Here is a 15042-nt window from a genome sequence, read left to right as displayed (position 1 = left end):
AAAAACCCATGATTTTTTCAGCTTTATAAGGGGCACTTTGCAGGGCTTCTTTAGATTAACCGATTCTTTTTTCCTTGTGGGGATATTTCTGATTCAATCGAAAACTTAGAAACCTGATTCAGTTTTCGTTGGATCTTTCCAAAACTGGACCGCCGAATACAAAATGAAAAATCTTTTCTCAAGACAATTCATTTGAAACATATTTTTCCTGCCGGCGGTCTGCTTAAATCTGCCCCGAAAACGTTTGTTAAGATAATGGTAAGAACAGAGAAATTGAAAAACCCGTGATTTTTTCAGCTTTATAAGGGGCACTTTGCAGGGCTTCTTTAGATTAACCGATTCTTTTTCATCGTGGGGAATTTCTGATTCAAGCTACATTTTTCAAGGGAATTTTGGATCATGGAATGCTGTCAGAAACTGGACCGCCGAATACGAAACGAATAACTTCACTCATAAACAATTCATTTGAAATATATTTTTCCTGCCGGCGGTTTGCTTAAATATACCCCGAATACGTTTGTTGAGATAAAGTTACGGAAAGTGCAATTGAAAAAACCGTGATTTTTGTAGCTTTATAAGGGGCACTTTGCAGGGCTTCTTTAGATTAAGCGATTCTTTTTTCTTTTGGGGATTCTGATTCAATTGAAAAATTAGTAACCTGATTCAGTTTTCGTAAAATCTCTCCAAAACTGGACCGCCGGATTCGATATGAAAATCTTCCCCCTTAACCAATTCAATTGAAATATATTTTTCCTGCCGGCGGCCTGCTAAAATCTTCTCCAAATAAGTTTGTTAAGATAAAGTTAAGAAAAGTGAAATTGAAAAACTTCAGTTTGTTATTTTGCTCTCATTGCTAAAAAGGTAGAACTATCTCCAAGATGAAATCTAAACTCGCCCTCCAGTACGTCTTTTTCTTTAATTTTTACCCAGCCACTACCAAAAACATGGTCGCACTCCTCATTTCCTTCAAAGGTGAATTCAAATCTTTTGCCATCGGCATATTCAACGATTCTTCCGTCGATATCACCATAAACTAAGCCAAACTGAAAATGCCCCATGTTGTCTGGCTCTATCATAATATAAGCCTGAACGTCCATATTGAAATAGTCCTCATCCCATTGTTCCATCTCATAAATGTGCCATTCCCCTGTGAAGTCCATAACTTTGACTTTCCTTTCTTGCATAAAAACATCACTATACAGCATCATGAACTTGAATATTTAGAAGGTTATTCATTCAGTTAAATTGCAAATTCAGAAGGAGCACTTCGCAGGGCTGGATTTCAGATTAAAGTAATTCTTTTCCGTTGAGGGACGTTTTAGAGTTACGGTGAAATGTAAAAACTGGACCGCCAAATAAGAAATGAAAATTTTCCCCATCATCAATTCATTTAAAATATATTTTTCCTGCCGGCGGTCTGCTTACATCTACTCCGAACACGTTTGTTGATATAATGTTTAGAGAAGCGAAAATCGAAAAACCCGTGATTTTTGCAGCTTTAGAAGAGGCACTTTGCAGGGCTTCTTTAGATTAACCGATTCTTTTTCCTCGTGGGGATTTTTCTGATTCAACCGATTTTTCTAGATGAATTACGGATCGAGGAAAAAATCGGTATGAATCGGACCGCTGAATACGATATGAAAACCTTTGCCCATAAACTTTAGTCAAGTAAAGGTCTATGCAGAATAAATAAAACTTTCAAATATCATATATTAATGCTAAATCTTCTGCTGCTCCTATTAAAGCAATCACAAAAAGTTCTAACTTTTTAGTCTTCACTAATGTGTTTTCGCTATCGATAATATATTCTGATTTAAACACTTCCAAGAGATTTTGCTGTATTTCTTTTTTGAAGCTTTCATCATCTTTAACAAGATATCCCAAGTCCTTGAATGATTCTATTCCATAGAGATCTAACAGCTTAAACAATATAGCTTTCTTGAGTTTATCTTGTTTCAAGAATTTTCCGTAACTTCCCACATCACTCATTTTCAACGTTACTAACTCAAATATCGAATACTGCTCAATAACCTTAAAAAGATTCACGTTTTTATCGAGTACAGTAAGTGCAGTTTTCTCTAAATCATTAGTATATCCCATTGCCATTCTTGCTATAAACTTTGAGATTGACATGTCTTTTACTTGGGCGTCTGATATGTCATCCATGGCACCAAAACTGTACTTAGAAGGTGTTATTCTAATAACTGAAAATCCAACATTCTCCCATTTTTTATCTGATTTCTTTTCATTAAAAATTCTGTTTACATCTTCTTTAATTCCATTTACAAAATCAACAAATGATATGTCTCTGTGTAGAATACCAAATCTAGTAGAATCAGAATATTTTGCAAAATCGTATTTTTTTATTCCTTCTTGAGTGAATAGTGAAATTTTGTATTTGCTTTCAAAATCCTTAACATTTGGTGAATCCGGAGAATTATATTGGTTTATTCTGCAAGACAAAGGATCAATAATTTCTGTTAAAAGTGGACCTTTATAAGAACTAGATAAAATCAAATAGGTTGTAAATAGGTTAGCATCTATAGCTTTATCTAAAGTATTTATGTTAACATTTTCAAAGGATTTCTTAACAACTCCTATATATGTTTCATATTTCTTTTCTACTTGTAGTTTGGATGTGATGTCTTCGAGCATGCTTTTAAGTAACATTTGCCCAGTATCATACCATTCTCCTCTTCTTAACTCGTTTTTGAAAAATTGATGTTGCCTTTTTTTCATGGGGTTGTTGAGAATTTCCTTTTCTATTTCTTCAAAATCAAAGCCACATTCAAATAGATCATTTAATACGAAAAACTGGTTACCTTTATTCTTTTTCTGTATTAGTTCATGATATTCCATTAAAATGTAAATTGTCTGGTCTAGCTTTGCAGCTTCTTGGCATACTGTGCTCCTGAAGTTAATATCATGGTTAAACACAATAGCCTTAAGAGCATCTTTGTATGGTTCATTTTCGAAAAACAGAGTACTTAGATCGAGTTGTTTGGAGAAAAGAGATAAAAAATTTAATTCGAAAACTTTATCGTATGAAATATTATCAGCAACTTCTTTTTTAGTTAACTGCCTCTCAAATTTGATTTTTCCTTCTGTTTCTAATTTTTTCATGTAATTCTCAATGTAAAGATATACTCTCTGGTATGATTCAATATTCGAAGAAATAGAAGAAAAACTAAATGTAGGCAATTTTTGAAGTATTAAACAAAATATATCTTCATCAATTAAATTTTCATCAAATTTGATTTGTCCTGAACTGTACAGTATTGATGAAGTAGATAACATATGTCTTTCTGAGTCTTTTAATTTCTGCCACAATAAATCAGTGTTCTCATTATAATAATGTTTGATTAGAAATTCCATTATTTCTCTATCATATTGTGTCTTATAGCATATCTTGTCAATAATTTCTTTCTCAAGTACTGAATTATCGTCTCTCATCAGAGAATAATCTATGTCGTTTTTTAAAAGAGATATAGCATCGTCGATATTGAGATTAAAATATTTAGAAATATTAGTTAATTTACTGCACTCTAAATCCCATTTTTTTTCGAAGGCATCCATTTCACGTATTTTTTCATACCATGGGTAAGTACTTGCAATAACTTCAATGGTTTTATCTATCTCCGTCTTGATCGTTTTTATAATTCCATACTGCTTTTCTTTTTCGTAATTTATCGATGAGAGTCCTCTAATTTTTTTCTCTTCCACCTGAAGGTTATTTTCTATAGCTTCCTTGTTCTGTGAATTGAAACTATTGAGAGAGCGCTCGATTTTTTCTAGATGTGAATCTATAGGTGAAAATTTGTTTTGAAATTCTTCACTTTTTTCTTTATTTCTTTTTATTAACCCAAGTAATTTACAAGAGATTAAGTAAGTGAGAACGGCTAACAATGTTTGGTAAATTGCTATATTTTTGAAAGAAAAACTTATGGTAGATGTAATAATTTCAAAAACAGAACTGTTTGATCTCAGATATAATTCATGCATCTTTTCTACCAAAATATAAGAACAAATGGAAAGATTGAATACTAATATAAAAAGTAATAAATTTTTTTGATGGTTGAGTGCTTTAAGAAAATCTTCTAATTCTTTTTTGTAACTTACTATGAATTCTCTGCCTTGATGACAAACATGGAAGATATTTTTTGTAATGACTCTACTGTTATCAATTAAATTTTTCTTACTTTCATCTAACCGAAGCTGTTCTTTATTCAACTTAGAATATTGTTCTGAATATTGCTCAGATAGCTTTGACACAAAATTCTCATTAAGTTTTTCTAAGTCTTCGCTCTTGATATCTAAATTTCCTTTTAATGTTTTTGTGCTACCTCTAATATTCTTTAGTAGCCTCTCGAAATTCTCGCTAGATGATTTTTCTTTTTCTTCAGAAGGCATAGAAACATTTCACATGGTCATTATTGAGCATTTATTTTTTAATTTATTTGAATAATTGTAAATACTTCGTGTTAAAATCAACGAACATGATTAACTATTTTGTTCTTTAAATATGTTCCTTTTTATTTCTCTTAAAAAAAGATGTGAAAGATCAAGTTTTTGAATATAGTAATAAACTTTTTCCTTATTTTTTCATAAATTCTATATTTGAATAACTCATGAAATAAGCTAAATTATTTTGTCCTATTATATGGTGATGAATACGAACCCAATAGTAAAATTAGCAGCTAATGCCCAGCCAGGTGAAAAAAAATATGGTAACTATTCAGGCAGCCTTTTAAAGGCTACAATTTTTCCTCTTTTCGAGGAAAAATTGGATATAAATTGAATCCTATTTTGTTTCGTTATCATGCCTACACGTGAAGAGATTCTTGCTTTGTGTGCTTCAAACCCTGAAGTCATTGCTTACATTGTGAGTCTTGAAACTCAAATTAAAGAACTTACTGAAAGGTTGATAGCCTTAGAATCTCGTTTAAACCAAAACAGTCGTAACAGCAGTCGCCCTCCTTCTACTGATTTTTTTATCAAGGAGAAACCTAACCCCAAGAGTCTCCGTAAAAAGAGTGGCAAAAAACCTGGAGGTCAAGATGGTCATCCAGGAACAACTCTTGAAATGGTTGATCATCCTGAGTAGGTAATAGAACATTCTTTGAGTTGCTGCAAAGAATGTGGCCATACTCTTGAGAATGTTGAAGTTGAAGCCTATGAGAAAAGACAGGTCTTTGATATTCCTCCTGTAAATCTGATTGTTACAGAACACAAAAGTCAGATAAAGACCTGCCCTTACTGTGGAAAAATAAATAAAGCTGTTTTTCCTGAATCAGTTAAATATCCAGTTCAGTATGGTCCAAATATTTTAGCTTCAGCTATTTACTGTAAAAATCACCATTTTATCCCCTATGAAAGAATTTCCGAATTTTTTGAGGACATAATGGGAATAAAAATCTGTCCTGCTACGATAATTAGAGCAGAAAGAGAATGTTTCCAGAATTTAGAGGAATTTGAAAACGTTATTAGAGAGAAATTAATGATTTCTCATGTTGTCCATTTTGATGAAACTGGTATGAAGATCGAAGGAAAACGACACTGGCTTCATGTAGCTTCTAATGAGAAATACACCTGTTATTTACCTCACTCAAAAAGAGGAGCAGAAGCAATAGACGCTATGGGTATTCTTCCGGAGTTTAAGGGAGTAGCAGTTCACGACGGATGGAAACCTTACAACGTTTATGACTGTGATCATGCTCTCTGTAATGCTCATTTACAGAGAGAACTTACTGGAATTGAAGAGAACTATAAACAGCAGTGGGCTAAAGAAATGAATGAATTGCTCACTGAGATGAAAAAGTATACCGACGAATGCAAGGATCAAGTCAAAGAACTGGATTTTGAGCAAATTAAAGCATTGGAAGAAAGGTTTGATGCTATAATCATGAAAGGGATTGAGGAAAATCCACAATCTCTAAATCCTGAAAAACAAGGAAAACGTGGAAAGAATCCAAAGACAAAAGCAAGGAATCTGTTGGATAGGTTTATAGAACACAAAGAAAAGATCCTGAGATTCCTGAAAGATTTGAAAGTTCCGTTTGAGAATAATCAGGCAGAAAGAGATATCAGGATGATGAAATTACAGCAGAAAATATCAGGAACTTTCAGAACTATACAAGGAGCGGAAGCTTTCTGCAGAATTAGAGCTTACATCTCTACAATTAGAAAGAACGGATTACCTGTTTTGGAGGGTATTATAGCGGCGCTCAAGAGAGCGCCGTTAACTATACCCTGAATAGTTACAAAATATGTTTTATTTGCTGGAGCTGGTGTATCAAAAGATGCAGGAATTCCAACCTCTTGGGATCTAATGCTCAAAACAGCAAGTTTGCTTTATGCGGCTGAGAACGATTCAATAGACCCCAATATCAATTTGAAAGATTGGTTCATAAAAAGTCGTTATAGTAATATGGAGTATTCAGAACTTATTGAGAAAATCTATCCTCATAATCTGGATCAACAAATATTTCTCGATCAATATTTAACTAAATATGATATTGGTGAGGCCCATAGATATATCGCTGAATTGGCGCGAAGAAATATAATACGTGCTATAATTACTACTAATTTTGACCATTATATTGAAAAAGCTCTAGAAGAGAAAGGATTGAAAATCCAAGTAATTTCTACAGATGATGATCTAAGAAACTCAGAGCCATTGATACATTGTAAAGCAGTACGAATTTATAAGCCCCATGGAACTTTAGGTAAGGGTGCTCTAAAAAATACTCCCAAAGATTTAGAAAAATTGTCTTCTATAATGGAAACAGAGTTGATAAGAGTTTTAAGTGAACATGGTGTTATTGTCCTTGGATACTCAGGAAAAGATAAAGGAATACAAACTATCTTTAATGAAAGAAACTATACCTACTATCCACTTTTTTGGGTTGATCCACAATCTCCAGAGGGTGAAATTAGGAGTATTTTAGATGCAAAAGACTGGACTTATATTCAATGTTCAGGTGCAAGCCAATTCATAAAAGATTATCTAAACTTATTAAGTAGGCTAGATAGTCTAGCACCAGAAATTGGCTCTGGATTAACTATCTCAGATTTAAAACATGCTTTAGAATCACAAAATAAGCCTGCAGTTCCTTTGTATTCTGAATATCTTAATGATATATTTAAAAGATTAGGTAAAATGAAACCAGACTTTTCAAAGTTTGAACATAGAGACGATGCAATAGTTAAACAGATAGAAGATAGTTTATCGATATCCTACGATTTTATTGAAGCTGTAGCACTTGCATCAATGTACCATAATATTGATGTTATTAAAACCATACACGAACATTTTGGTCTTTTTTTAAAACTATACGATATTCCTGATGATTTTTATGGTTCTTACCACGAAACAGATTTTGATGGTTATAAATTTCTCGTATATGAGATGTTCGTCTCTTTTATTGCTGAGTTAATTAAATATGGTAGATGGGATTCTCTCGGGTACATACTTTCAGAAGACCTATTTCTGGAAAGTAGGCGTGGGCCTCGTTATGTAAAAATTGAGAACATAAGTGAGTACGTAAGGTCACTGAATGAATTTAGAAATGGAAGATTGGAACTTAGAAGAGTCAGTGTTATGGCAGACTATATCAAGGATAGATTTGAAAATAGTGACTTATCTAAGTTAATTTCTCATAAAGATTTCTTAGAGGCAGATTACTTTTTATTTATGAGAACTGTCTGTAAAGAAGATTCCATATATAACATCTGGATTCCACGCAGTTGCGTTTATCTAAAAAATATACCTACATATCTTGGAAAAGCCGAAAGTAGTTCCTTTTTAGAAAAATTATTAATTGCAGTGGGCTTTGAAAATAATAAAGAGGGATTTGTTAAAATGATTTCTGAAAAACATGGGAAGTTTAGTGAACTCTTTGGAAGGCTCCCATCTTATGATCCTCTTGACTATTATGATTTCAGCAAAATCGGGGAAAGAAAATAAGGTAAATTTAGTTTTTGGAATCAGTTATAATAGAGCTCATCCCAAAACCCAGTTTCAGTCTCAATTATCAGAACTATTGGGGATTGCTTTCATAATCAGAAGTTCGATTTATCATTAAATACTGGACTCAGAGGAGCAAATTTTGAGTTTTGGGATTGGCTCATAGCAAATACAGGTATAAGTGATTCACTTTTTCGTAGAGTTTTCTCGAAAACTATCCTTTGTTATTCTTTATTAAAACTAAATCCTATAAAAAAGGTAATAGATGCTAAATTAGCATCTTTCTCCAGATTATTTATTTTTCCATCACTTTCCTGTACATCCTCGCCTGGAATCCGTGATACTTCGCAAACCCTTCTGCGTCCTTCTGGTCAATGGTCTGGCTGTCAAACGAAACGAGATCCTCAGAATAAAGCGCATTTGGTGAGCTGCGGGCAAGGATGGTAAGTGCGCCTTTGTAGAGCTTCACTTTCACTGTGCCTGTAACCCTTTCCTGGGACTTGTCAATAAAGGCGTTGAGGTCGGCAAAGAGTGGGTCGTCCACAAGGCCTCCGTATGCCATTTCGGACCACTGCTCTTCAACAATCTTCTTGAACTTCAGTTCCCCGCGGGTGAGGACGAGTTTCTCGAGGTCGGCGTGGGCTGCGAGGAGTACGGTTGCAGCCGGGTGCTCGTAGTTCTCACGTGCTTTTAAACCGAGCACACGGTCTTCGATCATATCTGTCCTGCCGACGCCGTTCTCGCCTGCAATTTCGTTCATCTTCTTGACAAGGGCGTAGCCGCCGAGTTTTTCGCCGTCAATTGCGACAGGGACACCGGCTTCAAAGTCAATGTCAACGATCCTGGGCTCGTTCGGGGCATCTTCTGCGGATTTTGTCCACTCGAAGATCTCTTCCGGCGGGACAAAAGAGGGATCTTCAAGCCTGCCGCCTTCGATGCTGCGGCTCCAGATATTTTCGTCAACGCTCCAGGGCTTGGACTTTGTGGCTTCGACAGGGATGCCGTGCTCCTTTGCGTAATTGATTTCCCACTCGCGGGTCAGGTTCATCTCACGCATTGGGGCGATAACGTCCATATCGGTCTGGCGGAAGACGGCTTCAAAGCGGAGCTGGTCGTTTCCTTTTCCGGTGCAGCCGTGGGCAAGGGCAATTGCGCCTTCTTTTTTGGCTGCTTCGACTACTTTTTTGGCAATCAGGGGGCGGGCTACGGACGTGCCCATGACATAGCCTTCGTAGTTTCCGTTGGCTTTTATCAGGGGGAAGATGTAGTCCCTTACGAACTCTTCCTTTGCATCGATCGTGTAGTGCTTGTTGCTGATCTTCTGGGCTTTCGCATCAGCCTTCCTGATTTCTTCTTCGGGCTGGCCGACGTCAACCGAAATTGTAATTACTTCATCGTAACCGTACTTTTCTTTGAGGATGGGGATACACACAGAGGTGTCAAGCCCACCGGAATATGCAAGTGCAACTTTTTTTACCATGCTTTTACTACCCCTTATTTGGCAGATATGTGATAAGAACCAAAATAATTGATGTGTCAATCGAGTGACACGCTAATAAATTAATATATTAATGCATTGATCTGCTAATGCATTGATCTGCTAATAGATCGATTTGCTATGGGTTAATAAGATTAATAAGTTTAATAATTTTGGTAGCAGTAAGGTTAATCCTGTAAATTTGACAGCTAACAGCTGATAGATTCAAAAACTAATTATTGTTTTGCCGGAGGACGGAAAACCGCCCCGCCAGCTGAGATTCAAATGAAATTTTCCGTTGCTACAACGGTTTTTTTAAGCAATACTCTTCAACAGGCACTCCTTTAAGAGTTACCTGCTGACAGTTTTTTTCTTTACTTTACCTTACTCTTCCTTCTGTTCCATCTCTTTGTGGTACTCGTTGATGGATTTGATAGTAAGGTCCTGTCCTTTCTTCATGGTCTCAATCGCATCAGCCGCTGCAACCGCAGCCTGGATCGTGGTGATGTACGGGACCTTGAAGTCAACAGCCGCACGCCTGATCCTGTAGCCGTCTTTGCGGGACATCTTGCTTGTTGGGGTGTTAATAATGAGGTCGACTTCGTCCCTGCGCATCATATCGATAACGTTCGGACTTCCGTCATGCACCTTCTTAACCGTGTCCATGAAGATTCCGTGCTGTGCAAGGTAGTTCACAGTTCCCCTTGTACCCATGAGTTCAAGGCCTGCTGCCTGAAGTTTTCTGGCTGCTTCCACAAGTTCGGGCTTGTCAGCATTCCTGATTGAGAGGAAGACCTTTCCTGTAAGGGGCAGGAGGTTATCGGCTGCAAGTTCTGCCTTGTAATATGCCCTTCCGAAGTCGTAGTCAACACCCATGACCTCTCCCGTGCTCTTCATTTCAGGTCCGAGGACAGGGTCTGCCCCCGGGAGCTTGTCAAAGGGCAGGAGGACTTCTTTAATCGAGACATGTTTTGGCTTTGGCTCGTCAGTGTAGCCGAGATCTTTTAAACTGTGGCCTGCTATCACTTTGGCTGCAATCTTTGCAAGCGGGATACCGACTGCTTTTGAAACGAAAGGAATTGTCCTGCTTGAACGCGGGTTTGCTTCAAGCACAAAGACCTTTCCGCCTTTTTCTGCCATCTGGATATTTATCAGACCCTTGACCCTCAGGCCGAGAGCTATCTTCCTTGTATAGTCCCTTACCTGGTCAAGGACCTCCTTGGAGAGCGATTGGGGCGGAATTACACAGGCAGAGTCTCCTGAATGGACGCCGGCTTCCTCGATGTGCTCCATGATTGCGCCGATCAGTACGTCTATCTGGTCGCAGACAGCATCAACATCGATTTCGCAGGCTGCTTCAAGGAAGTCATCTATAAGGATCGGGTGTTCCGGTGAAACCCTGACTGCTTCTTTCATGTAGCGTTCGAGGTCGATTTCGTCGTAAACGATTTCCATCGCTCTTCCGCCGAGCACATAGGAAGGGCGCACAAGTACCGGGAAACCAATCCTCTTTGCAACCTCGATAGCCTCCTGCTGCGAAGTTGCATATCCTCCTTCAGGCTGCGGGATTCCGAGTTCCTGCATAAGGAGGTAGAACTTTTCCCTGTCTTCGGCAAGGTCCATGTCTTCAGGATCTGTCCCGAGAATCACAGTGTTAAGGTCTGTCCTGCGCTTCAATTCCTTTTTCAGGGGGAGCGCAAGGTTAACCGAGGTCTGCCCTCCGAACTGCACAAGGACACCGTCAGGCCTCTCACGTTCAATAACGTTCATCACGTATTCCATTGTGAGGGGTTCAAAAAAGAGCTTGTCCGAAGTGTCAAAGTCAGTAGACACGGTTTCAGGGTTGTTGTTAATTATATGGGTCTCTATGCCTTCTTCCCTTAGCGCGGTTACTGCATGGACGGTACAGTAGTCGAACTCAATTCCCTGCCCTATCCTGATGGGACCTGCACCGAGGATGAGGATTTTCTTTTTATCTGTTGAGTTTGTCTCGCAGGTATCTTCGTAAGTAGAATAATAATAAGGAGTTGCTGCCTCGAACTCGGCTGCACAGGTATCTACCATCTTGAAGGTGGCTAAAATTCCTTCTTCGTGCCTGAAGTCGCTTATCTGCTCCCTTGTTTTTCCGGTAAGCTCTGCAAGGCGGCTGTCAGGGAAGCCCATCCTTTTTACTTCGCGAAGAAATTCAGGGGCCAGTTCTTCTGTCCTGATGCACTTTTCCATCTCAACGATCTTTTTCATCTTTGAGATGAAGAAGGGGTTGATGCTCGTGAGTTCGGCAATCTCCTTTATCGACATTCCTCTCTCGAGCGCATGGAAGATTACAAAAAGGCGTTCACTTGTTGGGGTCTTGAGGAGAGTTTTTATCTCAGGCTCGTCCCAGCGTTTTATCCCGAGCTGGTTATCGATATCAAGAGACTTGAAAGCCTTCAGGAGAGACTCCTCAATTGTCCTGCCTATTGCCATGATTTCTCCAGTGCTTTTCATGGCCGTGGTCAGGGTCTTGTCTGCGGTGGTGAACTTGTCAAAAGGCCACCTCGGGATCTTTGTAATCACGTAGTCAAGAGCCGGCTCAAAAGAGGCAGGTGTGCTCTTTGTGACGCTGTTCACGATTTCGTCAAGGGTCATCCCTATTGCGATCTTTGCAGTTACGCGGGCTATCGGGTAGCCTGTTGCTTTGGATGCAAGGGCTGAAGACCTGGAAACCCTGGGGTTTACCTCGACAATTCTGTAGTCGCCTTCTTTTAAGGCGTATTGAATATTGCACCCACCTTCGATCTTGAGGGCGCGGATGATCTTAATGGAAGCACTCCTGAGCATCTGGTGCTCTTCATCACTCAGGGTCTGGGATGGGGCGACTACTGCCGATTCTCCAGTGTGCACGCCCATGGGGTCTATGTTTTCCATGTTACAGATGACGATACAGGTATCGTTTGCATCCCTCATGACCTCGTACTCGACTTCTGCCCAGCCGAGAACGCTTTCTTCTATAAGCACCTGGTTAATGCGGCTGCGCCTGAGCCCGCGTTCCGTGATCTCAAGGAGTTCTTCTTTTGTGCGGGCAATTCCGCCGCCAGCGCCGCCAAGGGTGTAAGCCGGGCGGATAATAAGCGGGAGACCGAGTTCTTCAACGACCTCTTCGGCTTCTTTTAAGGAATGGACTGCCCTGCTAAGAGGCACTTTCTCTCCTATACTGAGCATGGTCTCCTTGAAGAGTTCCCTGTCTTCCGTGTTTTTGATGGCTTCAACGGGAGTTCCCAGGATCTGAACGCCGTATTTTTCAAAGACACCCATTTCTGCAAGCTCACTGGTAATATTAAGGCCGGTCTGCCCACCAATGCCTGCAATTATCCCGTCAGGGCGTTCCTTTTCAATGATTTTTTCTATGATCCTTGCATCGAGAGGCTCGATATAGACCGAATCCGCCATTTCGGGGTCGGTCATAATGGTTGCAGGGTTGGAGTTTACAAGCACAACCTGGACGCCTTCTTCTTTTAAGGACCTGCAAGCCTGGCTTCCTGAGAAGTCGAACTCTGCAGCCTGCCCGATTGTAATCGGCCCTGAACCTATAAGCAGAACTTTCTTTATGTCTTCACGTTTAGGCATCAGAGACCCCCTCCGAGGACCTTCACTACCTTGCCGAAGAACGTTTCCTCGGTATCCAGTGGACCTGCCTGTGCTTCAGGGTGGAACTGCACACTGAAAATGTCGAGGTCTTTGTGGGAAACCCCTTCAACGGTTTTGTCGTTTGCGTTCAGGTACTTTACATAAAGCCCTGTCCCTTCAAGGGAATCCGCATCGACAGCATATCCATGGTTCTGGGAGCTTATGAAAATTTTGTTCTCGATAAGGTCCTTTACGGGCTGGTTTCCTCCCCTGTGCCCGAATTTAAGCTTGTATGTCCTTGCTCCCATTGCAAGGGAGATAATCTGGTGCCCGAAGCAGATCCCTGCTACCGGAATCGTGCCTGCAAAAGCCTTTACGGCATTGATAGCATCCGTTGCTTTTTCCGGGTCTCCTGGACCGTTTGAGATAAATAGCATGTCAGGCTCGTAGCCTGCGATTTCTTCTGGTTTTGTGGTTGCAGGAACCAGGGTCAGGTCAATTCCCCTTTTATGCAGGTTGTTTATGATGTTCCTCTTTATGCCGAGGTCGACCACAACTGCATGTTTGGGTTTGCCGCTTCCTTTCCATGCTCCGGCTGCTCCGGGAATAAAGCGGGGTTCTTTGCAGGTTACGCGTGCAATAAGTTCTTCGTCCGTTACCTGCGGAAAGTTCCTCGCCATATCAACGGCTTCTTCCCCATCGTCACTCCCTGTGATAAGGGCTGCACGCATGGTCCCATGCTCCCTTGCCCCTATTGTGAGCATACGGGTGTCCACGCCTTCAATCCCTGGTTTTCCTTCATCCTCTAAAAATTTGTGGATAGAACGGGTGGATTTGTAGTGATAGGGTTTTTTGCAGGCTTCCCTGACAACAAGCCCCTCAGCATGGATGTTGTCGGACTGGAACCTCTCTCCGCTGACCCCATAATTCCCTATCAAAGGGTAAGTAAACATTAAAATCTGGCCCTTGTAGGAAGGGTCAGTCAGAGCCTCCTCATATCCTGTGAATTGAGTGGTAAAAACGAGTTCGCCGCAAGCTGTGCCTTCGGCACCAAAACCGGTGCCCTTAATAACTGTTCCATCTTCTAATCCTAGTACTGCTTTCATCATCTGAACCTGCGAGTAAATGTCATAAGACATGTATAAGTGTTGCGATGATTGGAGAAGTCACTTTATAAACATACAATTTTATAATCGTCTTTTTTTATAACCATCTTTTTTGATAATCGTCTTTTTTTATAACCATCTTTTTTTGATAATCATCTTTTAGAATACCTTTCATATAATACGAATATTTATATATATTCTTTCTTAATTATATGTTAAGCAGTTGGGAAAATTATCTTTGGAAATTTTATTTTTTAAGAAATTTTCTTTAGACAAATTGATGATTAGTCAATACTGTAGTCAATACTTCCCTAATACTCCCCCACTACTTTCTCAATATATTATATAGGTGGGTTATTATGGTGATATGTCTAAAGAACTTCAAGAGTAGAATTAATAAGGGAAGTTCATGTAAAAAAACAATCTCTACAAGCGTATTTTTTGTATTACTTACGCAATTGGAAAGATTCAGTGTTTAAATATTTAGCAGTAAATTATATATATGATATCTTGAAAAGTAGTTATGCAAAATAAAACAGTCTTTTAAACGACAGTCTTTTTAGACTTCTACGATCTGAAAAGCTCAAATAAGTTACAAATTTTTTGTAAAAATACAATGATTTGTAATACTTTATATGACCTGCAATAATCGATGAGTACAATTGATAGTGTAATTGACGCTTTGATATTTTGGCACTTTGATATGAAGCGTGTTTTAACACTTTGTACTGATTACAACTTTTAAAAGATTTACAATGAATGGTCATAATCTGTATTTTCATAAAGGCTGGTAAGTTTATAACTTTGGCAATGGTATAGAATACACGGAGTAATTTTAAATACTCGAGACAGTCGAAATAATAACTATTTATTATTATTTTTACACG

Annotated in this window: 6 protein-coding genes and 1 pseudogene; 2 read left to right on the top strand and 5 right to left on the bottom strand. The window is 39.0% G+C overall.

The features are described from left to right. Positions 1-836 precede the first annotated feature (836 nt). On the bottom strand, positions 837-1184 hold the full coding sequence (locus MSMAS_RS06880) for a hypothetical protein (protein WP_230625044.1): 348 nt from the start codon (positions 1182-1184) through the stop codon (positions 837-839). 514 nt (positions 1185-1698) lie between these two features. Then, complete coding sequence (locus tag MSMAS_RS06875; RefSeq protein WP_048037754.1) at positions 1699-4410, bottom strand: hypothetical protein; 2712 nt, start codon at positions 4408-4410, stop codon at positions 1699-1701. Between the two features lie 409 nt (positions 4411-4819). Here MSMAS_RS06875 and tnpC point away from each other — a divergent pair. Beyond that, positions 4820-6253 (top strand): annotated as a pseudogene (gene tnpC / locus MSMAS_RS06865) (IS66 family transposase). A gap of 75 nt (positions 6254-6328) precedes the next feature. Continuing rightward, complete coding sequence (locus MSMAS_RS06860) at positions 6329-7966, top strand: SIR2 family protein (protein WP_048045014.1); 1638 nt, start codon at positions 6329-6331, stop codon at positions 7964-7966. Between the two features lie 295 nt (positions 7967-8261). Here MSMAS_RS06860 and MSMAS_RS06855 read toward each other — a convergent pair whose 3' ends face one another. The 3 genes from MSMAS_RS06855 to carA all read right to left on the bottom strand — a co-directional run bounded on the left by MSMAS_RS06855 (position 8262) and on the right by carA (position 14155). Beyond that, positions 8262-9446: an argininosuccinate synthase gene (locus tag MSMAS_RS06855; RefSeq protein ID WP_048046391.1), complete on the bottom strand. Its 1185-nt coding sequence runs from the start codon at positions 9444-9446 to the stop codon at positions 8262-8264. 381 nt (positions 9447-9827) lie between these two features. Further along, positions 9828-13049 (bottom strand): carbamoyl-phosphate synthase large subunit, encoded by a 3222-nt coding sequence (gene carB / locus MSMAS_RS06850; protein ID WP_048046390.1) that lies wholly within the window; start codon positions 13047-13049, stop codon positions 9828-9830. Next, positions 13049-14155, bottom strand: a complete 1107-nt coding sequence (gene carA / locus MSMAS_RS06845) for a glutamine-hydrolyzing carbamoyl-phosphate synthase small subunit (protein WP_048040213.1) — start codon at positions 14153-14155, stop codon at positions 13049-13051. The genes carB and carA overlap by 1 nt, the downstream gene beginning before the upstream one ends. Positions 14156-15042 lie beyond the last annotated feature (887 nt).

The organism is Methanosarcina mazei S-6 (assembly GCF_000970205.1).
In the GTDB taxonomy this organism is placed as follows: Archaea; Halobacteriota; Methanosarcinia; order Methanosarcinales; family Methanosarcinaceae; genus Methanosarcina; species Methanosarcina mazei.
This window is presented reverse-complemented; position numbering and strand designations above follow the sequence as displayed.

Coding starts and splice junctions, on each gene's coding strand:
- MSMAS_RS06875 (WP_048037754.1), bottom strand. CDS start 4,410: ATGCCTTCTGAAGAAAAAGAAAAATCATCTAGCGAGAATTTCGAGAGG.
- carB (WP_048046390.1), bottom strand. CDS start 13,049: ATGCCTAAACGTGAAGACATAAAGAAAGTTCTGCTTATAGGTTCAGGG.
- MSMAS_RS06860 (WP_048045014.1), top strand. CDS start 6,329: ATGCTCAAAACAGCAAGTTTGCTTTATGCGGCTGAGAACGATTCAATA.
- MSMAS_RS06880 (WP_230625044.1), bottom strand. CDS start 1,184: ATGCAAGAAAGGAAAGTCAAAGTTATGGACTTCACAGGGGAATGGCAC.
- MSMAS_RS06855 (WP_048046391.1), bottom strand. CDS start 9,446: ATGGTAAAAAAAGTTGCACTTGCATATTCCGGTGGGCTTGACACCTCT.
- carA (WP_048040213.1), bottom strand. CDS start 14,155: ATGAAAGCAGTACTAGGATTAGAAGATGGAACAGTTATTAAGGGCACC.